A 25,324-nucleotide genomic window follows, 5' to 3' on the forward strand; every position below is an offset into this window, starting at 1 on the left:
TCAGAGGCGCTCGAAGCCGCGGCGCAGCTCCCAGTCGGTGACCGCGGCGGTGAAGGCCTCCAGCTCGGCCTGGGCGGCCCTGGCGTAGTGGCCGACCACCTCGGCGCCGAAGGCGGCCTCGGCGACCGGGCTGGTCCGCCACAGGTTCAGCGCGGTGGCCAGGTCCGGTGGCAGGGTACGGCGGTCGGCGCTGAAGGCGTTGCCCTGGAAGGGTTCTTCGAGCTCGAGGCGCTGTTCGATGCCGTGCAGGCCCGCGGCGATGACCGCGGCGACCGCGAGGTAGGGGTTGGCGTCGCCGCCGGGGACGCGGTGTTCCAGGCGCAGCGACTCACCCTGGCCGACCACCCGGATCGGGCAGGTGCGGTTGTCCCGGCCCCAGCCGAGCACGGTGGGCGCGAACGCGCCGGGGGCGAACCGCTTGTAGGAGTTGACGTTCGGGGCCTGGAACAGGACCAGCTCCCTTGCGCAGGCCAGCGTTCCGGCGACGAAGTGCCGCATCAGCGCGGACATCCCCGCGCCCTCGGCGAACACCGGCCGGTTGTCCGTGTCGCGCAGGGACAGGTGCAGGTGGCAGGAGTTGCCCTCGCCGGTGTCGAACTTGGCCATGAAGGTCAGCGCCTGACCGTGCGCGGCCGCGATCTGCTTGGCGCCCGTCTTGTACAGTACGGTGTTGTCGCAGGTGGTGAGCGCGTCCCGGTGGCGGAACACGATCTCGTACTGGCCTGGGTGGCATTCGCCGCGCGCGGACTCCAGGCGCAGTCCGGCGCGCACCATGTCCCGCCGGATGCGGTTGACCAGTGGGTCCACATCGGACAGTCCGGCCACCGCGTAGTCCACGTTGTGCCGGGTGGCCGGGCGCAGGTCCTGGTAACCGCGGTCCCATGCGGTCTGGTAGTCCTCGCGGAAGACCAGGAACTCCAGCTCGGCGCCGACCTGTGCGGACAGGCCGAGGGCGGCGAGCCGGTCGAGCTGGGTGCGCAGGACCTGCCGGGGGGCCACGGTCACCGGGCCGCCGCCGGGCCAGCGCGCGTCGGCGAGCACCAGCGCGGTGCCCTCGTCCCAGGGCAGCAGGCGCAGCGTGGCCGGGTCGGGGATGAGCGTGAAGTCGCCGAATCCCGTTGCGGCGGCGTCGATCGCGTAGCCGGGGCCGGTGGTCATGTCCACATCGACGGCGAGCAGGTAGGCGCAGGCCGCGGTGACTCCCGCCGTGTCCAGGTAGTGCTCGGCGTCCACCCGGCTGCCGACCAGGCGGCCGGTGAGGTCGGGCAGGGCGACGATCACGTTGTCCACCAGGCCGTCGGCCACCGCGGCCCGCAATCGTTCCGGCGACAGCGGTACCGGCTGGCGGGCGGTCACGGGGCCCCGAAGGTGGTGAAGGCGGTGCGTTCGGGCAGGCGGTGCACGGTGCGGCCGGTGACCGCGTTGAGGATGGTGGCCGAGCGCCAGGCGCCCAGGGTCAGGTCCGGCGCGCCGACGCCGTGCGTGTGCAGCTCGCCGTTCTGCACGTACAGGCCGCCGGTGACCGCCGGGTCCAGCTCGATCCGGTAGTCGGCGCCGATGCGGTGGCGGCGGCTGTCGTCCCAGTGCACGAGGTGGCCAAGGGGGTCCAGGAACGGTGGTACGCTCGCGGAGTAGCCGGTGGCGAGGACTACTCGGTCGGTGTCCACTGTGTACGGCCGGTCCTGCTGGATCTCGTGGCAGCCCAGGCGATAGCGGCCATCGACCTGTTCGACCGTGCGGATCTCGGTGTGCGGGTTCAGCTGCGCGGGCACCGCGCCGCCGCCGATGGTGCGCTCGTAGAGCAGGTCGTGGATCTCGGCCAGGGTGTCGACGCTGACCGCCTTGTACAGCTGCCACTGCGCGGGCACGAGTCTGTCCTTTGTGGACGCTGACAGGCTGCGGAAGTAGCTGGTGTAGTCCGGGGTGAAGTGTTCCAGGCCGAGCTTGGAGTACTCCATCGGCGCGAACCGGCCCCTGGTCAGCCAGCGCACCCGGCTGCCGGTCTCCGGCTGGCGGCGCAGCAGGTCGAGGAACACCTCGGCGCCGGACTGGCCGGAGCCGACCACGGTGACGTCGGCGGCCGCGGTGAGCACGGGTAAGTTCGGCAGGTAGTCGGCCGCGTGGCAGATCTCCTTGCCCAACAAGGGCCGGAACGCCTCGGGCACCCGTGGCTGGGTGCCGACGCCGAGCACCACGTTGCGAGCCAGCAGCTCTCCCGCGCTGTGGGTGACCCGGAAGGCGCCGCGGCCCGCGTCCCAGGACACCGCGGTGACCTCGGCGCCGAAGCGGCAGGAGGGCAGCGAGCCGGCGACCCAGCGGCAGTAGTGGTCGTACTCGCGGCGCGGCACGTGGAAGCGTTCGGCGAAGAAGAACGGGAACATCCGGTCGTGCTCGCGCAGGTAGTTCAGGAAGGACCAGCGGCTGGTCGGGTCGACCATGGTGACCAGGTCGGCCAGGAACGGCACCTGGAGCTGGGCGCCGTCGATGAGCAGCCCCGGGTGCCAGCTGAACTCGGCGCGCCGGTCCAGGAACACCGCGTCCAGGCCGGGCACCGCGTCGGCCAGCGCGGCCAGGCCCAGGTTGAACGGGCCCAGGCCGATCCCGGCCAGGTCGTGCACGTGCGCGCTCATCCGGTCTCCTCGGCTTCGCCCGCGGCGACCACGAGCGCCAGCAGGGCGTCCACGTCGGCGGTGCTGGCGTGCGGGTTGAGCAGGGTGAGCTTGAGCCGGATCCGGCCGTCGACCTCGGTGCGGCCGATGACCGCGCTGCCCTCGGTGAGCAGGCGGCGGCGCAGCGCGGCGTTCACCCGGTCGTCTTCCCCTTGCCGGGCACGGAAGTGGAAGACCACGGTGGACAGCGTGGGCTGGGCGGCGAGCACCAGGCGCGGGTGCGCGGAGATCACCCCGGCGGCGTGCCGGGCGAGGTTGTGGCAGGCGTCGACCAGCGCGCCGAGCCCGGCGCGGCCGAGCGCGCGGAAGGTGACCGCGAGCTTGAGCGCGTCCAAGCGGCGGGTGGTGCGTAGCGAGTAGCCGAGCAGGCTGCGGAAGCCGAGCTCCTCGTCGTCGGCCGGGTTGAGGTAGGCGACCCGGCGGGTGAGCGGGTCGAAGGAGTCCGCGCGCCGGGTCAGGAACCCGCCTGCGGCAACGGGTTGCCAGCCGAACTTGTGCAGGTCCACCGCGACCGAGTCGGCCAAGGCGAGGCCGTGCAGCAGCGGGGCGAGCCGGTCGGAGAACAGCGCGCCGCCGCCGTAGGCCGCGTCGACGTGGAACCAGGCGTCGTGCGCGGTGGCGATCGCGGCCAGTTCCGGCAGCGGGTCGATCACGCCGAAGTCGGTGGTGCCCGCGGTGCCGACCACCGCGATCGGGCGCCGCCCGTCGGCGCGGTCGGCCATGATGGTGGCCAGCAGCGCGGCCGGGTCGAGGCGCTGGTCCGGGGTAACCGGCACCGGCACCACGGCGTCCTCGCCGAGGCCGAGGATGCCCGCGTTGCGCTGCACGGAGAAGTGCGCGGCGGCGCTGCAGTACACCCGGGGCCGCTCGGCCGGTGTGTGCTCGCGGGCGAGCAGCAGGCCCATCAGGTTCGACTCGGTGCCGCCGGAGGTCAGCACTCCCCCGGCCTGGTCCGGCTGGTAGCCGACGAGCTCGGCGAGCGCGCGGACCACCCAGGGTTCCAGCTCGGTGGCGGCGGGGGCCTGGTCCCAGGAGTCCAGGGACTGGTTCATCGCCCCGGCCGCGATCTCGGCGGCCACCGCGATGGCCAGTGGCGGGCAGTGCAGGTGCCCCGCGCAGCGCGGGTCGGCCGGGTCGGCGGAACCCGCGGCGATGAGCCTGGTCAGCTCGGCGAGCGCGGGTTCGGCGCCGATGCCCTTGGCGGGTAAGGGGTTGTGGTCGACGGCGGCCGCGGCCGCGGCGGCGATGTGCGCGGGCGGTCCGGCCGGCGTGGGGCCGCCGCGTTCGGCGGTGCCCTTGGCCAGGGACTCCAGCACGATGTCGACGAGCGGGGCGAGCGCGGCGGCGCCGGCCACGCCACCGGCGAGGGCGGCGGGGTCCGGGGAGCGGAACCGGTCGCGGCCGGGAGCGGGTGGGCCAGCGGGGCCAGGCGAACCGTGGCCCGGCGCGGCGGAGCCAGCAGGGCTGGGCGCTGCGGCGGAGGTGGGGGCTGCGGCAGGACCGGGCGTTGCGGCAGGACCGGGCGTTGCGGCGGGGCTGGAGGTGCCGCTGGAGCCGGGCGCGGCGGGGCCGGTCGAGCGCTCGGGTGTTCTTGGCACGCCGTCGGTTCGGGCGCTCCACTTGGCGGTCATCGGCTCGCTCCGCGGTCCACCGCGGTCACGGCTTCGCCCAGGCGGTTGAGCACGCTGGTGGCCTCCTGGTCGGTGATGGTCAGTGGGGGCAGCAGCCGGACTACCGAGTCGCCTCGGCCGCCCAGCTCCAGGATCAGGCCGCGGTGCAGGCATTCCGCGCGGATGGCGGCGGCCAGTTCCGGGGCGGCTGGGCGGGCGCCGAGTGCGTCCGGGGTGGCGTCCGGGTTGACGATTTCCAGGCCCAGCATGAGGCCGCGGCCGCGGACCTCGCCGATGCAGGACGAGTTTCCTTGCAGGACGCGGAGTTCGGCCAGCATGCGGGCGCCCAGGTCGGCGGCGCGGGCGGGCAGGTCCTGTTCGGCGACGAAGCGCAGGGTGGCCGCGCCGGCGGCCATGGCGAGCTGGTTGCCGCGGAAGGTGCCGGTGTGCGCACCAGGCAGCCAACTGTCCAAAGTGGACTTGTAGGCGATCACCGCGAGGGGCAGGCTGCCGCCGATGGCCTTGGACAGCACCATGACGTCCGGGGTGATCCCGCTGTGCTGCACCGCCCAGAACTCGCCGGTGCGGCCGACGCCGGTCTGCACCTCGTCCACGATGAGCGGGATCCCGTGCTCTTCGGTGATCCGGCGCATGTCGCCCAGCCAGCTGTCGGGGCTGGGGATGACTCCGCCCTCGCCTTGCACCGCTTCCAGTATCATGGCGGCGGGTGGCAGGACCCCGGAGTGGCTGTCGGTGAGCAGCGACTCGACCAGGCGCGCGCCGATGTGGTGCGCCTGCGGGCCGCCGAGGCCGAACGGGCAGCGGTAGTCGTAGGGATAGGGCAGCCGGGTCACGTTGAACCCGTTGTCCGCCAACGGCTCGCGCACCGCGAGGTTGCCGCTGGTGGCGAGCGCGCCCGCGGTCATGCCGTGGTAGGCGCCGGTGAAGGCGAGCACGTTCTGCCTGCCGGTGGCGGTGCGGGCGAGCTTGAGCGCGGCCTCCACCGCGTCGGTGCCCGCCGGGCCGCAGAAGTGGATCCGGCAGTCCGCGGCCAGTTCCGGTGGCAGGGTGTCCAGCAGCGCGGTGGTGAAGTCGTCCTTCTCCGGGGTGCTGATGTCCAGCGCGTGCAGTGGCGCGCCAGAGTCGAGCACCCGGCGGATCGCGGCCAGCACCACCGGGTGGTTGTGGCCCAGCGCCAGGGTGCCGGCGCCGGCCAGGCAGTCCAGGTACTCGCGGCCGTCGGCTCCGGTGACGCGCAGGCCGTCGGCGTGCACCGGGACCACCGGGAAGCTGCGGGCGTAGGTGCGCGCGGCGGACTCGCGATCCCGTTGCCTGCCCAGCACCGCCGCGAGGTCGACCTCCGCGTGCGCGGCGTCGGTCCAGGCTGTCATCAGGCATCCCCCAGGGTCGAGTGGTTCCACGAAGGTCGTTCGGCGCCGGTGGCAACGCAACTGCAGTGGTGGGGGAGGTGCCGCCGGTCGGTGTGCAGGGCCTTCGTCCGCATCAGCCAAATCCTAATCTCGGCGTGCGTGCCTTGCGCCCGGCCGCGAGGATTTGCGATGATCGGCACATGATCAACGGAAGGGGCCTCGCCCACCGCGCATGGTGAGCGGCCACCACGGCGACCGTGAGCGCAGCTCTGGAGCCGACCAGCTGTCCGTCCTGCTGACACTGCCGCACACCGAACGCACGACCGCGATCGCGGCGTTCGCGCGGGCATTGAGCGCGCCCGGATATCGGGCGATCCGGGCCGAACTGGACATCGGCGACCAGCATCAACGTGAGTTGGGCCTGTTCCTGGCGGTGGCGCGCCGGGACCTGGAGACCCTGGTCAACGCGCTGCTGGAGCCGGAACTGCGGCCCAGGGCGCTGGCCGCCACGGTGCGGTTGCCGGTGCCGGACGACGTGCTGCACGAGGTGCTGCGCACCGCGCCGCGCCGGGACCGGCTGCTGCTGTACCGGACGCTGCGGCAGTCCCGGCGGCGCGGGCTGGCCGATGAGTTCCTGCCGGTGGTCGCGCAGCGGTTCGACCTGATCGAGGCACGCGCCCTGCTGACCGCCTGTTCGCCCAGCGTGATCGAGGTATGGCTGCCAAAGCTCGGCGCCACGCCCGCACTGCTGCGCGGCCTGGCGCGGGTGGCGCCGGAGGCGGTGCTGGCGCACCTGACCGCGGACCTGCCGGGCCTGGCCGAGTCGAACCGGTGGAACTGGCAGCGGCGGCACGCCGGTCTGCTCACCCTGCTGTTCCGGCGGATACCGGAGGCGGTGGCGCGGGCGCTGGTCAGCGCCGAGCACGCCGTGCCGATCGCGGAGGCGGACCAGACCCCTCGGCTGGCCGCGGCGATCGTGCGGGCGGCCGGGGATGACCTGCCCTCGGTGTTCGGCCGGATCGGCGCGGGCGGTCTGGGCCGGTTGTTGCTGCGCGCGCTGCCCGAGAGCGAGCGGCTGGCGCTGTTGGCACAGGTGTACCCGGGGCAGGTGGCGGCCAGGGCCGAGCCCGGCCTGCTGGCCGAGCTGGCCGAGGCGGACCGGGTGCCGCTGGCCAGGGCCGCGCTCGCGCTGGAGCGGGAGTCCAAGTTGGAGTTCGAGGCGCTGCTGCCATCGGCGGAGGCCAGTGCCGCGCTGGCCGGGGCGACCGGCAGCCACCGGGTGCTGACCAGGGCGCAGGGCTGGCGGGTGGCGCTGGCCAGGGCGGCCGGCGGCGGTGATCCGGCGGCGTTCGCCTCGGTGGCGCGGGAGGCGGTCCGGGCGCTGCACGACCAGGACCGGGTGCGCACCCAGGCCCTGGCGCAGCTCAGGGTGGCGCCGTCCCGGTTGCTGGCCGCGGTGCCGGTGCCGGTGCTGGCCGAGGCGGTCACCACCGTGGTGACGGCCAGGGACAGTTCGAAGTGGACGTTCGAGGCCCTGGATGACTGGCTGCGCCGCACCATCGCGGCCGATGCAGATCCGGACCGGCGGATCGAGCTGGTGCCGCTGCTGGCCCGCCTGCACCGGGACCGGCGGGCCCCGGCGCGCCGGCTGGCCCTGCGGCTGCCGCCGCCGGTGTGGGCGCGGCTCTGGGCGAGCATGCGGGAGCCGGTGCTGCACGAGGCGGCGGCCGGACGGTTTGACCCGGCGCTGCGGGCGGCCGAGATGTTCGGGGCCAACCTGGGTGCGGCGCCGGAGCTGGACGAGCTGATGTGGCGGATCGCCACGCGCGGCAACGACATCCGGCAGGTCGAGACGGCGATCCGGTGCTGGCTGGCCGGTTCCGGTCAGCGCGCGGAGCGGGTACGGCGGATCGTGCGGCACAACCCGGCCTGGGGCGCGCAGCCCGCGGTGTGGCGGGAGGTGAGCACGCGGCAGACCGACCTGCTGGACCTGGTGCTGCCCGCCGCCGTGCCGCCGCGCACCCCGCGGTCGGTGCCGCACCGGTGGACGGCGGCACAGCGCGAGCTGGCCGCGCGCCGGGCCGAGGCGGTCGCGCTGGACGAGCGGAACGAGCTGTGGCAGCGGGTGGACGCGGTGTCCGGGATCCGGTCGGCGGACACGCTGATCACGTTGACGGACAACGAGAACCAGCCGATCGTGGCCGCCGCGGCGACCGAGCTGGGGGCGAGCGCGCCGGTTCCGGTGGCGTTGCCGGTGCTGCTGCGGATCGCCGGTGGTCCCAGTGGACCGGCGGCCCGCGCGGCGGTACGCGCGCTGCGCCGGGCGCTGGACACCGTGCCGGACGCGGAAGCCGTTGCGGTGCTGGGGAAACTGCTGGCCGGGCCGCGGTCGGTGGGCACCGCGAAGGAGGCCGTGCGCATCCTGGGCACGGTTCGCGGTGGTGAGGCGGCCGGGGTGCTGCTGCGGCTGTGGGCGGAACCCGGGCTGCACCAGGACGTCCGGGCGGCGGCGGCCGGGGCGCTGACCGGTTTCCTCGGCGAACCCGGGGTGCGCGCGGCGCTGGCCGAGGCGGTGGCCGGGCCGCCCGCGGTGCGCGAGGCGGTGCTGCGGACTACGGTGGAGCAGGTGGCGCCGCCCCTGCGGCCGGTGTTCGCCGAACTGGTCGGCCGGGCGCTGTCCCTCGCACGCACCGACACCGTGCCAGAGTTGAACCTGGCGTTCTGGGCGTGGTGGCGCTACCTGCCGGACTGCGCGGCGGCACTGGGCGAGCTGCTGGCCCAGGATCTGCCGATGCGCGTCTACCAGCGGGTGGCGGAGAACCTGCTGCGCTCGGTGCCCGTGCCCGAGGCGTTGCCCGCGCTGCGTTCCCTGGTGGACGGGCTCGCGGTGGCGGCCAGGGACGGTGACGACTCAGCGTGGCGGCAGCTGGGGTGGCTGTTCGGCGCGCGGGCGCTGAACCACCCCGACCCGGCCGGGCAGGCCGGGCTGGACCGGGTGCTCGTGGACGGCTTCCGGACCGCCGGGATGCTGCGCGAGGCGGCACACCTGCTCGATGTGATGGCGCGGGAGTCGCTGGCACGCGGGGTGCGGGTCGGCCTGTGGGACGAGCTGGTCACCACCATCGACGAACGAGCGTTCCGGCTGCCCCGGGAGGCTCGGTACGGCGGGCTGTACGAGGAGGGGGTGCCCGCGGAGACGGTGCTGGCGGTGGTTGACCACCTCGGCGGGCTGGGCGGAGTGGTGCCGGGGCTGCTGGCGGCGCGGTTGGTGCGGTTCGGGGGGAAGCGGGCGCGGTGGTCGGGGCCGTGGGTGGCTCGGCGGGAGTTGTTGCTGGGGCATGCGGATGCGGATGTGCGGGCGGCATCCGAAGCCGGTGGCGGCGAGCGCGCGAGGTGGGGCGGCGGAGGCGTCGGCGGGGGCGTCGGCGGGGGCGGAACTTGCCGGGCCGGATGCCGCGCAGCCCGAGGTTGCCGCGCAGCCCGAGGCCGCGCCGCAGCCCGAGCCCGAACGCGAGCCCGAATCCGAGCCCGAGCCCGCGACGCAGGCCGAGCTCGCGTCGCGGGGTGCGGCCCGGCGCGACGCCGGGCTGGCTGCCGCGCCACCGGAGCCCGCTCAACCTGAAACCGTGGCGGTCGAGCCTGCCGCGCCATCGGAGGCGGCGGAGGCACACCAGTCGCCCGACCGGGCCGGCGGCGGATTTCCGCTGGTCACCGTGCTCAGCGTGGTGCTCGTGCTGGCCACCGGCCTCGCCGTCTGGGCCGGGATCGCCGCCTCAGCCCTGCGCCCCAGCGACAACTCCGCCCTGGTCGACAACGCCACCACCGACCTCGTGCTCCGCCAGGTCACCGACGCCGTGCGGGACACCTTCAGCTACGACCACGCCGACACCGGCCGCACCGAACAGGCCGCGAACCGGGTCCTGACCGACCGGGCGATCGAGCAGTACCGCGAACTGTTCGCCGAGGTGCGCAAGGTCGCCCCCGAACAGAAGCTCGTGCTGACCACCACCATCCGGGCCGCCGGGGTGCGGGAGCTCCGGGGTGACCGGGCCACCGTGCTGGTCTTCGTCGACCAGCAGATGCTGCGGACCAGGGACAACGCGCAGAACTCCGGGGCGGCACAGCTGGAGGTGGGCGTGCGGCGGGAGGGTGAGGCGTGGCGGATCGTGGAGCTTCGGGTGCTCTGATTGCAGAACGCGTAACCGATGGGTTACGCTTCCGGCGTGGATGAGGTAGCGGGGGCGATCGCCGACCCGGTGCGCCGGGAGATCCTGGTGATGCTGCGGGACGGGCGGCTCTCCGCCGGCGAGATCGCCGGGCGGTTCGAGATCAGCAGGCCCGCGGTGAGCCGTCACCTGCGGGTGCTGCGGGAGAGCGGGCTGGTCCGGGACGAGCTCCTTGGCAGGCAGCGGCTGTACGCGCTTGATCCACACCGCTTCCGTGAGCTGGCCGAATGGCTGGCCCAGTTCGACCGGCCTGCCGGGTGGGAACACCGCCTGGACGCGCTGGAAACCGAGGTCTACCGCACCCGTCGGGAGCGCCGCGTGGCGCCCGCGACGGAGCAGAACAAGGAGAACACGGCATGACACCGTTGCCCACCGGCCGGTTGTTCGGCACCGACACCGGGGCTGACCTGGTGCTGACGCGCAGCTTCCGGGCCCCGGCCGAGGACGTCTGGGCCAGTCTGACCGAGTCCGAGCGCACCGCGCGCTGGTTCGGGCCCTGGAAGGGAGAGCCCGGCTCCGGCCGGACCGTGCAGGTGCAGATGCTCTTCGAGGAGGGTCAGGCGTGGATGGACCTCTGCATCGAGGAGTGCGCGCCGCCTCGGCTGTTGAAGGTCAACACCGTGGACGAGGTCGGGGTCTGGCGGCTGACCGTCGAGCTGTCCGAAGTGGACGGTGTCACCGAGCTGAAGCTGGTGCACCACCGGGACACCCTGGAAGGCGCGGGGGAGATCGGGCCGGGCTGGGAGTACTACCTGGACATGCTGGTCGCGGCGCGCGAGGACAAGCCGCTGCCCAGCTTCGACGACTACTACCCCGCGCAGAAGGAGTACTTCGAGAAACTGTCCATTGAGGACTGAGATGGGAACCGGGGTGGCTCCGCGTGGAGCCACCCCGGATCGCCGGTGCTGACTAGCTGATGCCGCCCTTGACCGCGGTGATCAGCTCGCCGTTGGTGGTGTCACCGGAGAGCTCCCAGAAGAACGCGCCGCCCAGGTTCTGGGTCTTGGCGTAGGAGCCCTTGCCGCGGATGGTGGCCGGGGTGTCGTAGCTCCACCACTGGTTGCCGCAGTGCGCGTACGCGGTGCCCGCCACCGTGCCGTTGCTGGGGCACTTGGTCTTGAGCACCTTGTAGTCCTCGATGCCGGCCTCGTAGGTGCCGGGCGCGGCGCCGGTGGCGGTGCCGCCCGGCTCCTTCTTGGTCACGCCGGTCCAGCCGCGACCGTAGAAACCGATGCCCAGCAACAGTTTGCTGGCCGGGATGCCCTTGCTCTTCAGCTTCTGGATCGCCGCGTCGGAGTTGAAGCCCTGCTGCGGGATGCCGGGGTAGGAGGTCAGCGGCGAGTGCGGGGCGGTCGGCCCCTGGGCGTTGAACGCGCCGAAGTAGTCGTAGGTCATCGGCAGATACCAGTCCAGGTACTGCGCCGCGCCGCCGTAGTCCGCGGCGTCGATCTTGCCGCCGTTGGAGCCGTCCGCGGTGATCGCGGCGGTGACCAGGTTGTTGCCGCCGAAGCGCTGGCGCAGGGCCTGGATCAGCGTCTTGAACGAGCCGAAACCGCTGGTGTCACAGGAAAGCCCGCAGGCGTTCGGGTACTCCCAGTCGATGTCGATGCCGTCGAAGACATCCGCCCAGCGCGGGTCCTCCACCAGCTTGTAGCAGGACTCGGCGAAGGCCGTGGCGTTCTTCGACGCCTGGCCGAAACCGCCGGACCAGGTCCAGCCACCGAAGGACCACAGCACCTTGATGTGCGGGAACTGCTTCTTCAGCTTGCGCAGCTGGCCGAAGCTGCCGCGCAGCACACCCGGGTCCCAGGTGTCGGCCTTGCCGTCCACGCTGAGGTCGGCGGTGTAGGCCCGGTCGTAGTCGGCGTAGGCGTCACCGATGGCGCACTGGCCGTTGGTGACATTGCCGAAGGCGTAGTTGATGTGGGTCAGCTTGGCCGCGGAACCACTCGTGACGATGTTCTTCACGTGGTAGTTGCGGGCGTAGGTGCCCCACTGGGCGAAGTAGCCGATCACCTTGTTCGGGGCGGCGGCGGCCATCGGTTCGGCGGCTGGTGAGGCCGCGGGAGCCGCGATGGAGGCTGGCGCCAGGGAAGCGAGCAGGGCGGCCGCGGTCGCGATGACGGCCGCGACGGTTCCGGCCATGGTGCGCCGACGTGTTCTTCTCATCTGTATCTCCGCAGGGGACGAGGTACAGGGGGCACGCTGGCGGCGTGCGTCACACGCTAGGTGGTATAGACCACTGCGTCAACGGTTGCCGAAGAAGAAGTGGGGTTGTGGCCGGTCCGGCGCGTGCGTACAGTGTGCGCAAGACGAGAACGATGTGCGCGGACTGGGGAGTGGGCATGAACGAGGCGGGGCTGCGGCGGATGCGAGCGGTGCTGGCGGCGCGGGTGGAGTCCGGGGAGGTGCCGGGGCTGGTCGCGCTGCTCGGGCACGGCGAGGCGGTCCACGTGGAAGTGCTGGGCAGCTTGCACGACGGCGGTGGCGCGGCGATGCGGGAGGACGCGATCTTCCGGCTGGCCTCGGCCACCAAGCCGATCACCGCGGCCGGGGTGATGGCGCTGGTGGAGGACTGCCGGCTGCGCCTGGACGACCCGGTCGACGAATGGCTGCCGGAACTGGCCAACCGCCGGGTGCTGGCCCGCCCGGACGCCGAGCTGGACGACACCGTGCCCGCGCGCCGGGCGGTCACCGTGCGGGACCTGCTGACCTTCACCTGGGGCTACGGGATCGACCTGACCGGCGCGGAAACCCCGGTGCAGAAGCAGATCGTCGAGCTGGGGCTGCACGTGCCGCCGTCGGAGCTCGACCCGGACGAGTGGGCACGGCGGCTCGGCTCGTTGCCGCTGCTGCGCCAGCCGGGGGAGCGATGGCTCTACCACACCGGCTCGGATGTGCTGGGGCTGCTGGTCTCCCGGGTGAGCGGGCAGTCCTTCGAGGTGTTCCTGCGGGAGCGGCTGTTCGCGCCACTGGGCATGGTGGACACCGGGTTCCACGTACCGGCCGAACAGCTGCACCGGCTGCCGACCAGCTACGCGCACGACCAGCGGACCGGGGACCTGGTGGTGTGGGACCCGGCCGAGGGCGGCAAGCACAGCAAGGCGCCCGCGTTCGCCTCCGGTGGCGACGGGCTGGTGTCCACGGCCGCGGACTACCACGCGTTCCAGCGGATGTTGTTGCAGGGCGGGAAGTTCCGGGGTGAGCGGGTGCTGTCCCCGGCCTCGGTGGCGCTGATGACCTCCGACCAGCTGACGCCGGAGCAGAAGGTGGACAAGGACCGGCTGACCGAGTACTTCGGCGACCACGGTGGTTTTGGCTTCGGCATGGGCGTGCGCACGGTGCGCAGGGGCTTCGCCAACGTCGGGCAGTTCGGTTGGGACGGTGGGCTGGGCACCTCGGCCCAGGCGGATCCGGTGGCCGGGCTGAACGGGGTGCTGCTGACCCAGGTGGCGCAGGACTCGCCGGTGACGCCCCGGCTGATCAAGGACTTCTGGACCACGGCGTACCAGGCGATCGACGACTGAGCCCGGACAGCCGGAAGGCCCCTCCCGAGCCGCAGGAGGGGCCTTCCGGTGTTCAGCGCTTCACAGCTCCGAGCACTGGCCGGTCCGCGGACCCTCGCCGGTGTTGTCGAAGCCGTTGTCCACCGGCGCGGGATTGTTGCCCGCGCAGGTGATCGGCCCCTGGACCCCGCTGGCCGAGAGCACCGGGGCCTGCTCGGCGGTGTTGCCGACCAGGGTCACCGGGCCCTCGATCCGGGTGGTCTCGATGCTCAGCTCGCCGGTGGCGCCGGTGACGCTGAGCGGGCCGGAGACCTTGCTGCCGAACAGGATCACCCCACCCGCGCCGGTCGCGGTGAGCGGGCCGCTGATCGTGCTGCCGTAGGCGCGCAGGGTCGCGCCGGGGGCCACCGTCACCGGGCCGGTGACCTCGGCGTCCCGCAGCTCCGTGACGCCCTCGGTGACCGTCAGCGGACCCTCGTGCTTGCCGGTGATCTCCTTGTCCGCCTTGGCCGAGGGCTTGCCGAGGAACTCGACCTCGGCCACCGAGAAGCCCGCGGTTCCGGTCAGCTCCAGGCGGTACTGGCTGTACCGGCCCGGCTTGGCCACCTTGAACGCCTTGGTGTGCTGGCGCCACGCGAACTTCTCGTTCTTGCGCTCGTCCACCACGGCCCAGTTCTTGCCGTCGTAGGAGCCCTTGAGCACCCAGCCAGCCGGGTCACCGGCGGCCTTGCCGGAGGTGAGGGTGTAGAAGCTGACCGGCTCGGTCGGCGTCTTCGGCTGGAACTGCACCCAGCCACTGCCGTTGAACGCGGTCTCGGTCGCGGAACTGTTGTCCACCAACGCGTCCAGGCCGGTCGAGGCGGTGCGGGCGCCTTCGGCGTCGCGCAGCGGGGCCGGGGGCGCGCTGCCCTCGGTGATCGACGGCGGGGCGGCGTCCTTGCCGGTGCCCCACCTGGACGGCTTGTCGCCCAGGTCGAACTCGAGGGTGCCGCCGCCCGCGATCAGCTCGTGCGGCAGGTGGGTCTTGCGGTAGTCGCGGCCGTTGACCTTCAGGCCCTGCACGTAGACGTTGCGCAGGCTGTTCTTCGGCGCCTTCACCACCAGCTTCCTGCCGTTCTCCAGGTTCACCGTGGCCTTGGTGAACAGCGGGGAACCGATGGCGTAGCTGGGGTTGCCCATCTGCAGCGGGTAGAAGCCGAGCGCGCTGAACAGCCACCAGGCGGACAGCTCGCCGTTGTCCTCGTCACCGCCGTAGCCCTGGCCGATGGTGGAGCCGGTGTACTGCCGGGACAGCACCTCGCGCACCTTCTCCTGCGTCTTCCACGGCTGGCCGACGTAGTCGTACATGTAGGTGATGTGGTGCGAGGGCTGGTTGCTGTGCCCGTACTGGCCCATCCGCACATCGCGGGCCTCGATCATCTCGTGGATGATGCCGCCGTAGGAGCCGGGGAACTCCGCGGTCTCCGGGGTGCTGAAGAACTGGTCCAGCTTGGCCGCCAGCTTGTCCCGGCCACCGTAGAGGTTGGCCAGGCCCTGACCGTCCTGCGGGGCGTGGAAGGCCATGTTCCAGCCGTTGGTCTCGGTGTAGTCGTGGCCCCACTCGCGCGGCTCGTACTTCGTCGGCTCGACCCGCCAGCTGCCGTCGGGCTTGCGGCCCTGGAAGAAGCCGACCCGGGAGTCGAACATGTTGACGTAGTTCTGCGCCCGGTTCAGGAAGTACTCGTAGCTCTCCTTGAACTCCTTGCGGCGCGGGTCGTTCGGCTTGGCCTCGTCGTAGAGGGTCTTGGCCAGCACCGCGATGCCGTAGTCGTTGATGTAGCCGTCCAGGGCCCAGGACATGCCCTCACCGGTGGCGGTGGAGGTGTAGCCCAGGAACACCGAGGTGTCCAGGCCCTTGCGGCCCACGCCGGGGTTCGGCGGGGCGACGGTGGCGTTCTTCACCGCGGCGTCGTAGGCGGCGCGCACGTCGAAGTTGGTCACGCCCTTGCGGTAGGCGTCGGCGAAGGCCACGTCCGAGCTGGTGCCCACCATCAGGTTCGCATAGCCGGGGGAGGACCAGCGGGAGACCCAGCCGCCCTCCTTGTACTGCTGCACGAAGCCCTCGGCCAGCTCGCCGGCCTTCTTCGGCGTGAACAGCGAGTAGGCGGGCCAGGTGGTGCGGTAGGTGTCCCAGAACCCGTTGTTGACGTAGATCTTGCCGTCCACGATCTTCGCGCCGGTCCGCTCCGGGGTGTCCTGGCCGGTCGGCGCGGCCACCGGCGAGGCGTGCTTGTACACCGGCTTGGCCGCGGTGCCGACGTTCTCGTGCCCGGAGTTCGGGTACAGGAACAGCCGGTACAGGTTGGAGTACAGGGTGTGCAGCTGGTCCTGGGTGGCGCCTTCGACCTCGATCACCCGCAGCTGCTTGTCCCACTCTGCCTGCGCGCGTTCCTTCACCGAGTCGAAGGTGTCCGAAGTGGACACTTCCAGGGCCAGGTTCTTCTTGGCCTGCTCCACGCTCAGCAGCGAGGTGGCGATCCGCATGGTCACGGTCCGCTTGTCCGCCGGGGTGTCGAAGCGCAGGAACCCGGTGACGTTGTCCCGCCCGGCCCCGGTGAGCTTGCCGCCGGCGACCGCGGGACGGTCGAAGGTGGCGTGCACGAACAGGCGGGTGGCGCCGGTGGACAGGCCGCTCTTGATGTCGGAGAAGCCGGAGACCGTGCCGGTGGCCGGGTCCAGGGTGAGGCCACCGTTGTTGTTGACGTTGTCGAAGAGCAGGCTGGAGGTGTCACCGGTGAAGGTGAACCGGAACAGCGCCGCGTGGTCGGTCGGCGCGATCTCGGTCTTCATCCCGTTCTCGAAGGTCACGCCGTAGTAGTGCGCCCGCGCGGTCTCGTTGACGTGCTTGAACGGCAGCGCCCGCTCGGCCCGGTCCAGCTTCGGCGTGCCCTCGGCCGAGGGCATCACCTGGAAGGTCTGCCTGTCGCCCATCCACGGGCTCGGCTGGTGGCTGGCGGTGAAGGCCTGCAACGTGGGCAGGTTCTGCGGGTTGTTGGCCTTGGCGTACTCGTAGAGCCAGCTGGTGGTGCCCGCGTTGGTCATCGGGGACCAGAAGTTGAAGCCGTGCGGCACCGCGGTGGCCGGGAAGTTGTTGCCCCGGGAGAACGAGCTGCTGGAGTTGGTGCCCCTGGTGGTGATCACGTGGTCCGACGGCCGGGAAGCGCTGATCTTCGGCGCGGTGCCGATCCGGATGTCGTCCACCCAGCCGGAGAAGCTGGCCGGACCGTTGGGGTTGTCGTAGGCGAGCAGGATCCGCTTGACCGTCTTGCCCGCGGCGACCTTGCCGATCACCGACTGCTGCAGGTTCCACTGGTTGGTGTAGAGCACCTTCGAGGCGCCCTGGCCGCGCGGGGACAGCTCGAACCCGTGCTGGTCGGTGGCCTTGAGGTCGCTGAGGTAGGTGCCGTCGGCGAAGGCCAGGTCGATCGCGGCGTGCGTGCTCGGGTAGTTCAGGTCACCCGAGACGAACTCCGGGAAGATCAGGTACGACAGCTCGGTGTCCCGGCCGACCTGGATGTCGACGTCGAAGACCTTGTTGTAGGAGTAGCCGCGGCCCTTGGCCTCGTGCGTGCCCAGGTAGCGGAAGGCGCGCACGCCGGTGAACCCGCTGTTGTTGCGCACGTTGTAGCCACCGGCCGGACCCTTGCCCGGCACGGTGCGCATGTGCGGCGGGAACTCGCCGGTGCTCGGCCCGGCCAGCTGCAGCTCGGCCAGCTGGATGATCGGCGCGCCGTTGTTGGCGGTGATGTCCAGCCGGTAGTGCCGGTACGCCGTGGTGTTGTCCAGGGTGAAGGTCTTGGTCTCGTGCCGCTTGGCGAAGGCCTGCCCGGTCCGACTGTCCACAGTGGTCCAGTTGGCGCCGTCGTTCGAGCCCTTGAGGGTCCAGTCCTTCGGGTCCCGCTCGGCCGCGTCGTTGGCCGAGGAGACCGCGTACTTCTTGACCGCGACCGCCTCGGACAGGGTCAGCGAGACCCAGCCGGTGCGCTCGAAGGCCAGCCACTTCGAGGACAGGCTGCCGTCGAACAGGTTGTCCCTGACCTCGCCGCCGGAGGTGTTCTCCGCGCTGGCCGCGGTCGCGGTGATCTTGTCGTTGACGCTGCCCGGGATGCTCACCGAGTCCGCGCCGGTCACGCCGGCTGCCTTGGGCCTGCCGTCCGGCCCGGTCTCCGGCGTGTCGGTCCACGTCGGCTGGATGTCGCCCGCCTCGAACGAGGTGGCGAACGAGGTGCCCTCCACTGGCTGCCCCTGGTCTGTCTCCGGTGGCGCCGCCAGTGCGACCGGGGAACCGGCCAGGCTCAGCGCCACGATGCTCGCGCAGACCAGCATCATCGGTGATCGTGCCGCTCGCACTTTGGTTCTCACGCTTCGAGTCCTCCGCCTGGGATGTCGGGGGTCAGACGGCTGTGCTGGACTCGACCCGGCACAACCCGGACGAAAGCGAAACTTGGTTGTGACATCGATGTCAAGAAACTCGTCCGGTCTTGTCACCTCTCCGCCGGGTGAAGACGCCGGACGGCTCAACCCTCAGCGGCTGTCCGCGACCACGATCAGCCGCCGCGACTCGGCGGTCAGCGGCTCGCCCTCCGGCCCGAACCCGGCGACCTCGGCGAAGCCGGCGGCGCGCAACCAGTCGGCCAGCTCCGGGTAGGCGAAGAGCCGGATGAAGTAGCTGACCACCCGGTCCTGACCGTTCCTGGACACGGTGCGCCTCCCGACCGACCGGGCGGTAGGAGCGTCCAGACGGTGCTCGTCCAGGACCACGGTGCCGTCCGGCAGCTCCCGGCGCACCGACTCGCGGAAGTTTCGCAGCAGCCAGATCAGGTGCATGGTCTCCAGCGCGAACCGCCCGCCCGGCCGCAGCACCCGGCGCACCTCGGCGAGCACCCGCCGGTTGTCCGCGTCGGCGAAGTAGCCGAAGGAGCTGAACCAGTTGACCACCCGGTCGAACTCACCCGTCCAGGGCAGCTCACGCATGTCGCCGAGCACGTAGCCGACCTCGAGTCCGGATCCGGCCGCCTCCGCCCTGGCGCGCTTCAGGAACACCGGGGTGATGTCCAGTCCGGTGACCCGGCAGCCGCGCGCGGCCAACCGGTTGCTCAGGCGGCCGTGCCCGCAGGCCAGGTCCAGCACGGTCATGCCGGGGCGCAGGTCGAGCAGCCGCCAGAGCAGGTCGGCCTCGGCGTCGGCGCGGGCGTCCAGGTCGGCGCCGTAGAGGTCGAGGTAGTCCTGGTCGAACAGGCCGGTGGCGTCGAACTCGGCCATCAGGGCCGCTCCAGCACCCCGGGCCGGAACGGTTCCACGCCGACCGTGCGGCGGACCTTGACCGGCTCGATCACCAGGATCACCCGCCGCTCACCGGGCACCCGCCACTCGAAGCGCTCGGTGCCCACATACTTGCGCGCCAGCCGGTCCATCCCCGCCTCCGCGGTCTCGCCGGTCACGAACGCCACCACGGTGCCACGGATCTCCACCCGGTCGTACGGGTTTTCCGGCGAGGTCGCCGACAGCGAGACCCGCGGATCGCGCCGCAGGTTCTCCTCCTTCACCCGGCCCAGCGCGGTGTTCACCAGCACCCTGTCCCCGTCCGCCTCCGCCCACATCGGCGTGACCTGCGGCGATCCGTCCGCGTTGAGGGTGGCCAGGTGCCAGAACAGCGGCCTGGCCAGCCACTCCCGCACTTGCGGGCTCAGCTCCATGCTCACCAGTACATCAACCCGACGCCGCCGAAGCCCCACGAGTAGTACAGCCGCAGCCGCACCAGATAACGCCTGCCCTGCAGCAGCTTCGCCTCGATCAGCGCGTTCAGGTCGGTGCCGCTGTCGTCGTCACCGGCCAGGTAGACCGGCTGCCCGTCGACCTCCTCGAAGAGCACCAGCACCGAGTCGCTGCCGCCGAAGGTGCCGATCTGGTACTTGGCGGTGGCCGGCGGAGTGATCACGAAGTCAGCCTGCTGGCCCGCGGTCAGCTCCAGCTGCACGGTCTTGAGGTGCTCCAGCGCGGCGGGCTCGCCGGTGGGCGCCGGGTACCACTTGCGCACGAACTCCTTGTCCACCGGGGAAAGCACGCCCGGTGGCCGGATCCCGCCCGCGTACTGGGCGGGCTGGCGGATCAGGCCGGGGCCGAAGCCGTAGTGCATGATCGAGTCCGGGTCCCAGGCCGAGCCGGTGACCTCGTCGGTGGCCAGCTTGCGCAGGATGTTGTGGAAGATGGTCTGCCGGTCCCAGAAGTTCGGCGGGCCGGACAGCGACTGGTAGACCTTGGCCTCGTCCCACTCGATGCCGGCGAACGGGTTCTGGTGCTCGTGCGGCATGCCGATGGTGTGGCCGATCTCGTGCAGCGCGGTGGTCATGCCGTAGTCGTCGGCGGTGAGGTCCCAGCCGAAGTTCATCGTCCGGTCGTTCACCCCGGCGTGCAGCACCACGTCCCGGCCCACGTAGGACCAGGAGCCGTCGCCGTCCATGAACCCGATCCGCAGCTCCGACTGGGCGCGGTCGGGCACCTCCTCGAACCGCAGCCCGATGCCCAGCTCCTGCCAGCCGGCGAAGGCCCGCCGCACCACCTCGCGCTGCTCCTGCGCGCCGACCCAGGAGACGAACCGGGTGCTGCCGTCGCTCAGGCGCACCTGCTCGCCGTCGGTGTCCCGGTCGAAGAAGTAGTAGTGCAGCACGGTTCCGTTGGCCCACTTGGACCTGGTCCGCACGATCGCGCGCACCCGTTCCAGGTTCAGCCCCTCCGGCATCGCGGGCGCGGGCTGGGGGCGCAGGCCGCAGTAGCGGAACTCGATGGCGTCGTCCTCTTCGGGCATGTCAGCGCCCTCCCTCGCGATGGCGGCCGTACCTCCATGGTCAGCGCGGAGGCGTGAATCCGGTGCCCGCCATCGGAGTGAGCGGCGCGGAGCTTGGTCGGTACAGTGACCGGGCAGCCTCAGCCGGAGGAGGGTCATGGGCGCGGGACCGCTCGCCCGACGGGACTACGCCGGACGTTCGGCGGCCGACCGCCGCGCCGAGCGCAGGGAGCGCATGCTCGCCGCCGGGCTGGAACTCTTCGGCACCGAGGGCTACGCCGCCGCCTCCATCGAGCGGCTGTGCGCGCTGGCCGCGGTGTCCACCCGCAACTTCTACGAGGAGTTCGGCAGCCGGGAGGCCCTGCTGATGGCCTTGCACGACCGGGTCAACACGACCGCGATCGGCGCGGTGCGGGAAGCCTTTTCCGCGCTGCCGGCGGCCGGGCTGGTGGAGCGGGTCCGGCTGGCCGTGCGCACCTACCTCGACGTCACCGCGCAGGACCCCAGGCTGGCCAGGGTCGCCTACGTGGAGGTGGTCGGGGTCAGCGCCGAGGTGGAGCGGTACCGGGCCGGCTGGCGGGAGCGCTGGATCGAGCTGCTGGTGGCCGAGGCCGAGCGCGCGGTGGCACGCGGTGAGGCCACCCGCCGGGACTTCCGGCTGACCGCGATCGCGTTGATGGGCGCGGTGAACGAGCTGGTGCACCACTGGTCGATGCTGGGCGGCATTACTCCAATCGAGGACATCACTAGGGAAATCGCGCGTATTGCCACTGCGTCCGTGGCGGACTGACTCTCCACTTCCGGATGAATTGCATGGCAAATTGCCGCGATGTTGTTGTGTGCGTTCACAGATGCTGAATGCTCGTGCGTATGAAGCTGTGTCCTGAATGCCACGGATCCGGCACCATCCCCGATGCCGACTACTCGGCCTGCAGGAGGTGTGGCGGAGTTGGCGACGTTCCCGGCCACCACTGAGGGCCAGTGCACCCTGTGCCGGGGCACCGGCTACTTCGAGTGGACCCAGCCCGAACCGGGGCCGGGCGGATCGTTGGTGCTGCGGCAGCTGCGGCATCCGTGCGTGCACGGCTGCTCGGGCTGGTGGCGGCAGCCCGCGGCCGAGCGTGACCGGGTGGTCGAGGGCACGCTCGGCACCTCTCTGCCAGGGGACGGTCAGGTGTCCTGGTAGAGCGCGTCCAGCTCGGCCGCGTACCGGGCCGCCACCACCGCGCGGCGCAGCTTCAGCGTTGGCGTCAGCTCGCCGGTCTCCACGCTGAAGTCGTTGTCCAGCAGGGCGAACCGGCGGATCCGCTCCGGTGGCGCATAGTTGGAGTTGGCCTGCTCGACCACCTGCTCGATCACCGCGCGCACCTTGGGGTGGGCCGCCAGCTCGGCCGGGTCACCGGTGAGGTCCAGCTCGCGGGCCAGGTGCGGTAGCTCCTCCGGGTCCAGGGTGATCAGCGCGACCGGGTAGGGGCGGCGGTCGCCGTGCATGACCGCCTGGGAGATCCAGCGGCAGCCGCGCAGGTCGTTCTCCAGGTTCGCCGGAGTCAGGTTCTTGCCGCCCGCGGTGATGATGATGTCCTTCTTGCGCCCGGTGATCCGCAGGAACCCGTCCTCGTCCAGCGCGCCGAGGTCGCCGGTGTGCAGCCAGCCGTCGACCACGGTCTCCGTGGTGGCGGCCGGGTTGTTGTGGTAGCCGGGGAAGACGTTCTCGCCGCGGGCCAGCACCTCGCCGTCCTCGGCGATGCGCACCTCGATGCCGGGGAACGGCCGGCCCACCGTGCCGAACTTCCACGCCCCCGGGTGGTTGCCGCTGATCAGCGCAGTGGACTCGGTCATCCCGTAGGCCTCGTACACCGGGATTCCGCAGTCGGCGAAGAACTCCAGCACCGCGGGCGCGATCGGCGCGGCCCCGGAGAGCCCCTCGCGCAGCCGCCCGCCGAGGGCCGCGCGCACCATCTCCGGCACCTGCTCGGGCGGCAGGCCGAGGCCTTGCACGGTGCTGTGCACCTTCTCGAAAAGCCTGGGCACCGAAGGGAGAACGGTCGGGCGCAGGGCGGCCAGGTCGGGCAGCAGCTGCCGGATGTCGCCGCGGAAGAAGCCCAGGGTCGCGCCGTGGCACAGGGTCAGGAACTGCACGATGCGGGCGAACAGGTGCGCCTGCGGCAGGTACAGGAACATCACGTCCTCCGGCCCGACCCGCACCAGTGGGCCGATCGCGGTCAGCGAGGCCCGCCAGTTCCGCTCGGTCAGCAGGCAGCCCTTGGGCGGGCCGGTGGTGCCGGAGGTGTAGATGATCGTGTTGAGCTCGGGCTCGGCCGGAGCCGCGCGCACCCCTCGCGCGCGCAGCTCCGCCAGCGACACCGCGCCCGGCGTCTCGGTGAAGGCGACGATCTGCTGGAGCTGGGGGAGTTCCGGGCGGAGCGCGGCCACCCGGTCCACCTGCTCCGCGCTGCCGCAGAGCACCAGCTTCGCGCCGGAGTCACCCAGCACCCAGGCGCATTCCGGCGCGGAGTTGGTCGGGTACACCGGCACCAGCACCGCGCCCACACTGGCGATGGCCAGGTCGACCACCGTCCACTCCGGACACGTCTCGGCCAGCACCGCGACCCGGTCGCCGGGCCCGATGCCGATGCCGGTCAAGCCGTCCGCCGTGGCGCGGACCGCTCCCGCGAGCTCCGCGTAGGACAGGTCCTGCCAGTCGCCGTCCCGGTGGAACCGTAGGGCGGGCGCGTCGCCGTAGGTCGCACCGGCCCAGGCGGCCAGCGCGGCGATCGCGGGATAGGTCCGCGTCACGTCGGTCTCCCTTCAGCAGTTGCTCGGCGCCGGCCGGTTGGCGAACCGGTCGGCCAGCCAGGACACCGCGCCGGGCGCGCCGGTCACGGCCAGGCTGATGTGCTCGCTGAGCAGGCTTTCCCGCAGCTGCACCCGGACGCCGCGGGAACACCAGGCGCGCACCAGCTGCTTGGCGTCGTTGATCGGCATGAACTCGTCGTTCACCGACTGGTAGACATAGGCCGGGACCGCCGGGGTGCCGGTGCCCAACCTGTTGCGCTCCAGCACCTTCTGGAACTGCGGCAGCTGGATCGGGTCGGGCACCTCGGTGAACTCGCTGATCCGGTGGAAGGCGTACGGCGGGGTCCACTGTGCGTGGCACATGTCGCGGACCTCGGCGAAAGCCTTGCGCCCCTTGGCGTTGAGCACCGACTCCAGCTTCATCTCCGGGTGCGAGTGGTCCAGCCCGATCGCCGCGGCCAGGAAGAAGCCGAAGAACGGGCCGCCGTCGATCTTGTACCCGACGTTGCCGATGTCCCTGGGCACCCCGCCCGCGGCCGCCCCGCGCACGTTGAGCTCCGGCGCGTACCCGGGTTGCAGCTCGGCCGCCCAGGAGGTGGCCAGGCCGCCTTCGGAGTAGCCCCAGATGCCGACCGGTCCCTTCGGATCCAGTCCCGCTTCCGGAAGTCGTTGTGCGGCACGGATTCCGTCCAGTACCGCGTGTCCGGTGGGGCGTCCGGCGGTGTAGGTGTGCGGGCCGGTGGTGGCCGAGCCCTCGTAGTCGCTGACCACCACCGCCCAGCCCTTGAGCAGGGCCATGGTCATCAGCGCCAGCTCGTACTCGATCCCGGCGCGGAACCAGAACGAGGGCGCGCAGTTCGAGGACAGGCCGTGGGTGCCGATGTTGTAGGCCACCAACGGTCGTGGCCCGTTCGTCCAGGGCGAGTGCGGCACCAGCACGGTGGCCACCACCGCGTTCGGGTTGCCCTGGTTGCCGGTGGAGCGGTGCAGCACCTGCCAGGCGCGCACCGGGAAGGGGAGCACCAGCGCCTTGGCCGTGATCGGGCGGGAGCGCAGGACGTCACCGGCGGCCACCGGCGGCAGCGGGGCCGGTGGGCGGTAGAAGGGGTCAGCGGAGGGGAGCGGGATTCCCGCGGTCGCGGCGGTCGCCGGAATGGCGGTGACCGTGGCGGCGAGGGTCAGGACGGTGGTGAACAGGGTGATCAGCAGCGCACGACGACGGGAACTACTGGACATGTTCGCCCCTTTTCTCCGGGCGTCTGATAAGGGCTGTTGCCAGATGAACGGACCGTACCTACTGGCGCGTTAACTGACAAGAGCGCTGACCGGATGTGCCGGAAAAGGAGTATTTGTCCGATTTAGCGAGTCGAAAAAGTCGCATCTGAGGCATCACAGCCTCATTCGATCTTCGTGTAGACCGGGCGGGTGCGTTGGAAGACGCGGCAGGCGAGTCCGGGACGAGGCGGGCGCATCGGAGAATGAGGCGGGCGCGCGAAAGGGGAATTGCCCGGCAGTCGCCGCCAACGGCGTCGCGGAGCGGGCTCGGTCAGTCCTTGGCCAGCAGGCTGGTCAGGTGGCGGTGCAGGGTGGCGCGCAGGCGTTCTGGCGGCATCAGGTCCGGGGCGGTGACCGCGTGCAGCACCATGCCGTCCATCAGCATGTGCAGCCGGTCCACCTCCAGCCGCAGGTCGAGTCCGTCGGCGAGCAGGTCGTTGGCGGCGAGGTCGTCCAGCAGCCTGCGGCAGGTGCGGGCCAGGTGCTCGTGGCCGCCCCGGTTGATCCGGCGGGCCTCGTCGTCGACCAGGGTGCGGGACAGGAACGCCACCCAGACCTCGGCCACCGCGCGCATCTCGGCGTCCATTGGCAGCATGCGTTCCAGGGTTTCCTGGGCCGCGTCCCTGGGGTCTGGCGGCAGGGTGCGGCGGGTGGGCGCGCGGCGGAGCACCTCGGAGATCATCCGCATGGCGAAGGAGACCAGCTCGGCCTGGGTGGTGAAGTAGTACTGCACCGAGCTCGGCGACCAGCCCGCCTCGCGGGCCACGCTGCGCACCGAGGCGCCGTCGATGCCGTGCTGCCGGATCACCTGCCACAGCGCGCGGCCCAGTTCGCGGCGCCGCTGTTCGTGATCGACGACCTTGGGCACCGGCTGACCCCTCCTGTTGGTTACCGAACGAATACACCAGTGTCCGGTACCAGTGCGAGTGTACTGAATAAACTGTATGCCGAGACTGCCGGTCGGGCGTGGCGAGGCGGACTGGCCCCGATCGCTTTACCGTAGACGCCAGAGCCACCGGATGGCCGCTACAGCCCAGCCGTCTGGCTAC

At 71.6% G+C, this 25,324-nt stretch carries 19 protein-coding genes; 7 read left to right on the plus strand and 12 right to left on the minus strand.

The features are described from left to right. The 4 genes from ACWDY5_RS32090 to ACWDY5_RS32105 form a co-directional block, all read right to left on the minus strand. On the minus strand, positions 1-1,356 hold the full coding sequence (locus tag ACWDY5_RS32090) for a glutamine synthetase family protein (protein WP_449725891.1): 1,356 nt from the start codon (positions 1,354-1,356) through the stop codon (positions 1-3). After that, positions 1,353-2,630: a lysine N(6)-hydroxylase/L-ornithine N(5)-oxygenase family protein gene (locus tag ACWDY5_RS32095; protein WP_449725892.1), complete on the minus strand. Its 1,278-nt coding sequence runs from the start codon at positions 2,628-2,630 to the stop codon at positions 1,353-1,355. The genes ACWDY5_RS32090 and ACWDY5_RS32095 overlap by 4 nt, the downstream gene beginning before the upstream one ends. Continuing rightward, positions 2,627-4,024, minus strand: a complete 1,398-nt coding sequence (locus ACWDY5_RS32100; RefSeq protein WP_449725893.1) for a pyridoxal phosphate-dependent decarboxylase family protein — start codon at positions 4,022-4,024, stop codon at positions 2,627-2,629. Before ACWDY5_RS32100 ends, ACWDY5_RS32095 begins: the two co-directional genes overlap by 4 nt. A gap of 272 nt (positions 4,025-4,296) precedes the next feature. Continuing rightward, positions 4,297-5,670 (minus strand): diaminobutyrate--2-oxoglutarate transaminase family protein, encoded by a 1,374-nt coding sequence (locus tag ACWDY5_RS32105; protein ID WP_449725894.1) that lies wholly within the window; start codon positions 5,668-5,670, stop codon positions 4,297-4,299. Positions 5,671-5,881: 211 nt separating this feature from the next. On the opposite strand from ACWDY5_RS32105, the gene ACWDY5_RS32110 reads away from it, so the two are divergent. The 4 genes from ACWDY5_RS32110 to ACWDY5_RS32125 are packed head-to-tail and all read left to right on the plus strand — an operon-like array spanning position 5,882 to position 10,732. Beyond that, complete coding sequence (locus ACWDY5_RS32110) at positions 5,882-9,271, plus strand: hypothetical protein (RefSeq protein WP_449725895.1); 3,390 nt, start codon at positions 5,882-5,884, stop codon at positions 9,269-9,271. 4 nt (positions 9,272-9,275) lie between these two features. Next, positions 9,276-9,836, plus strand: coding sequence for a hypothetical protein (locus ACWDY5_RS32115; RefSeq protein ID WP_449725896.1), 561 nt, complete (start codon positions 9,276-9,278; stop codon positions 9,834-9,836). A 36-nt stretch (positions 9,837-9,872) separates the two neighbouring features. Then, a complete protein-coding gene (locus ACWDY5_RS32120; RefSeq protein ID WP_449725897.1) occupies positions 9,873-10,235 on the plus strand; it encodes a metalloregulator ArsR/SmtB family transcription factor in 363 nt (120 codons plus the stop codon). After that, positions 10,232-10,732, plus strand: a complete 501-nt coding sequence (locus ACWDY5_RS32125; RefSeq protein WP_449725898.1) for an SRPBCC family protein — start codon at positions 10,232-10,234, stop codon at positions 10,730-10,732. Before ACWDY5_RS32120 ends, ACWDY5_RS32125 begins: the two co-directional genes overlap by 4 nt. Positions 10,733-10,784: 52 nt before the next feature. On the opposite strand, the gene ACWDY5_RS32130 is transcribed toward ACWDY5_RS32125, so the two are convergent. Next, positions 10,785-12,044 carry a glycoside hydrolase family 18 protein gene (locus tag ACWDY5_RS32130; protein ID WP_449725899.1) on the minus strand — a complete coding sequence of 420 codons (1,260 nt, stop codon included), beginning with the start codon at positions 12,042-12,044 and terminating at the stop codon, positions 10,785-10,787. Positions 12,045-12,220: 176 nt separating this feature from the next. On the opposite strand from ACWDY5_RS32130, the gene ACWDY5_RS32135 reads away from it, so the two are divergent. Next, positions 12,221-13,402, plus strand: coding sequence for a serine hydrolase domain-containing protein (locus ACWDY5_RS32135; protein ID WP_449725900.1), 1,182 nt, complete (start codon positions 12,221-12,223; stop codon positions 13,400-13,402). A gap of 60 nt (positions 13,403-13,462) precedes the next feature. On the opposite strand, the gene ACWDY5_RS32140 is transcribed toward ACWDY5_RS32135, so the two are convergent. The 4 genes from ACWDY5_RS32140 to ACWDY5_RS32155 form a co-directional block, all read right to left on the minus strand. Then, the gene (locus ACWDY5_RS32140; RefSeq protein WP_449725901.1) at positions 13,463-17,746 is read right to left on the minus strand and encodes a GH92 family glycosyl hydrolase; all 4,284 of its coding nucleotides are present in this window, start codon (positions 17,744-17,746) and stop codon (positions 13,463-13,465) included. A 198-nt stretch (positions 17,747-17,944) separates the two neighbouring features. Beyond that, the gene (locus tag ACWDY5_RS32145) at positions 17,945-18,682 is read right to left on the minus strand and encodes a class I SAM-dependent methyltransferase (RefSeq protein ID WP_449725902.1); all 738 of its coding nucleotides are present in this window, start codon (positions 18,680-18,682) and stop codon (positions 17,945-17,947) included. Further along, positions 18,682-19,116 carry a PPOX class F420-dependent oxidoreductase gene (locus ACWDY5_RS32150; RefSeq protein WP_449725947.1) on the minus strand — a complete coding sequence of 145 codons (435 nt, stop codon included), beginning with the start codon at positions 19,114-19,116 and terminating at the stop codon, positions 18,682-18,684. Before ACWDY5_RS32150 ends, ACWDY5_RS32145 begins: the two co-directional genes overlap by 1 nt. Positions 19,117-19,118: 2 nt before the next feature. Further along, positions 19,119-20,225, minus strand: a complete 1,107-nt coding sequence (locus ACWDY5_RS32155) for a M12 family metallopeptidase (RefSeq protein ID WP_449725903.1) — start codon at positions 20,223-20,225, stop codon at positions 19,119-19,121. A gap of 136 nt (positions 20,226-20,361) precedes the next feature. Here ACWDY5_RS32155 and ACWDY5_RS32160 point away from each other — a divergent pair, with 136 nt between their 5' ends. Together ACWDY5_RS32160 and ACWDY5_RS32165 are read left to right on the plus strand one after the other, a co-directional pair. Continuing rightward, positions 20,362-20,994 carry a TetR/AcrR family transcriptional regulator gene (locus ACWDY5_RS32160; RefSeq protein WP_449725904.1) on the plus strand — a complete coding sequence of 211 codons (633 nt, stop codon included), beginning with the start codon at positions 20,362-20,364 and terminating at the stop codon, positions 20,992-20,994. Between the two features lie 159 nt (positions 20,995-21,153). Continuing rightward, entirely contained in the window at positions 21,154-21,390 is a 237-nt protein-coding gene (locus tag ACWDY5_RS32165; RefSeq protein WP_449725905.1) for a hypothetical protein, read from the plus strand. Here ACWDY5_RS32165 and ACWDY5_RS32170 read toward each other — a convergent pair. The 3 genes from ACWDY5_RS32170 to ACWDY5_RS32180 all read right to left on the minus strand — a co-directional run bounded on the left by ACWDY5_RS32170 (position 21,375) and on the right by ACWDY5_RS32180 (position 25,143). After that, positions 21,375-23,000: an AMP-dependent synthetase/ligase gene (locus ACWDY5_RS32170; RefSeq protein WP_449725906.1), complete on the minus strand. Its 1,626-nt coding sequence runs from the start codon at positions 22,998-23,000 to the stop codon at positions 21,375-21,377. The genes ACWDY5_RS32165 and ACWDY5_RS32170 overlap by 16 nt on opposite strands. Positions 23,001-23,012: 12 nt before the next feature. Further along, on the minus strand, positions 23,013-24,236 hold the full coding sequence (locus ACWDY5_RS32175; RefSeq protein WP_449725907.1) for a lipase family protein: 1,224 nt from the start codon (positions 24,234-24,236) through the stop codon (positions 23,013-23,015). A 310-nt stretch (positions 24,237-24,546) separates the two neighbouring features. Continuing rightward, complete coding sequence (locus ACWDY5_RS32180; RefSeq protein WP_283664665.1) at positions 24,547-25,143, minus strand: TetR/AcrR family transcriptional regulator; 597 nt, start codon at positions 25,141-25,143, stop codon at positions 24,547-24,549. Positions 25,144-25,324: the final 181 nt, after the last annotated feature.

The sequence above is a fragment of the Crossiella sp. NPDC003009 genome (assembly GCF_053591555.1).

What these genes read in the sequence shown, in the direction of transcription:
- ACWDY5_RS32095 (WP_449725892.1), bottom strand. Translation starts at nt 2,630, where the DNA reads ATGAGCGCGCACGTGCACGACCTGGCCGGGATCGGCCTGGGCCCGTTC.
- ACWDY5_RS32105 (WP_449725894.1), bottom strand. Translation starts at nt 5,670, where the DNA reads ATGACAGCCTGGACCGACGCCGCGCACGCGGAGGTCGACCTCGCGGCG.
- ACWDY5_RS32110 (WP_449725895.1), top strand. Translation starts at nt 5,882, where the DNA reads ATGGTGAGCGGCCACCACGGCGACCGTGAGCGCAGCTCTGGAGCCGAC.
- ACWDY5_RS32125 (WP_449725898.1), top strand. Translation starts at nt 10,232, where the DNA reads ATGACACCGTTGCCCACCGGCCGGTTGTTCGGCACCGACACCGGGGCT.
- ACWDY5_RS32130 (WP_449725899.1), bottom strand. Translation starts at nt 12,044, where the DNA reads ATGAGAAGAACACGTCGGCGCACCATGGCCGGAACCGTCGCGGCCGTC.
- ACWDY5_RS32135 (WP_449725900.1), top strand. Translation starts at nt 12,221, where the DNA reads ATGAACGAGGCGGGGCTGCGGCGGATGCGAGCGGTGCTGGCGGCGCGG.
- ACWDY5_RS32140 (WP_449725901.1), bottom strand. Translation starts at nt 17,746, where the DNA reads ATGCTGGTCTGCGCGAGCATCGTGGCGCTGAGCCTGGCCGGTTCCCCG.
- ACWDY5_RS32145 (WP_449725902.1), bottom strand. Translation starts at nt 18,682, where the DNA reads ATGGCCGAGTTCGACGCCACCGGCCTGTTCGACCAGGACTACCTCGAC.
- ACWDY5_RS32150 (WP_449725947.1), bottom strand. Translation starts at nt 19,116, where the DNA reads ATGGAGCTGAGCCCGCAAGTGCGGGAGTGGCTGGCCAGGCCGCTGTTC.
- ACWDY5_RS32155 (WP_449725903.1), bottom strand. Translation starts at nt 20,225, where the DNA reads ATGCCCGAAGAGGACGACGCCATCGAGTTCCGCTACTGCGGCCTGCGC.
- ACWDY5_RS32160 (WP_449725904.1), top strand. Translation starts at nt 20,362, where the DNA reads ATGGGCGCGGGACCGCTCGCCCGACGGGACTACGCCGGACGTTCGGCG.
- ACWDY5_RS32175 (WP_449725907.1), bottom strand. Translation starts at nt 24,236, where the DNA reads ATGTCCAGTAGTTCCCGTCGTCGTGCGCTGCTGATCACCCTGTTCACC.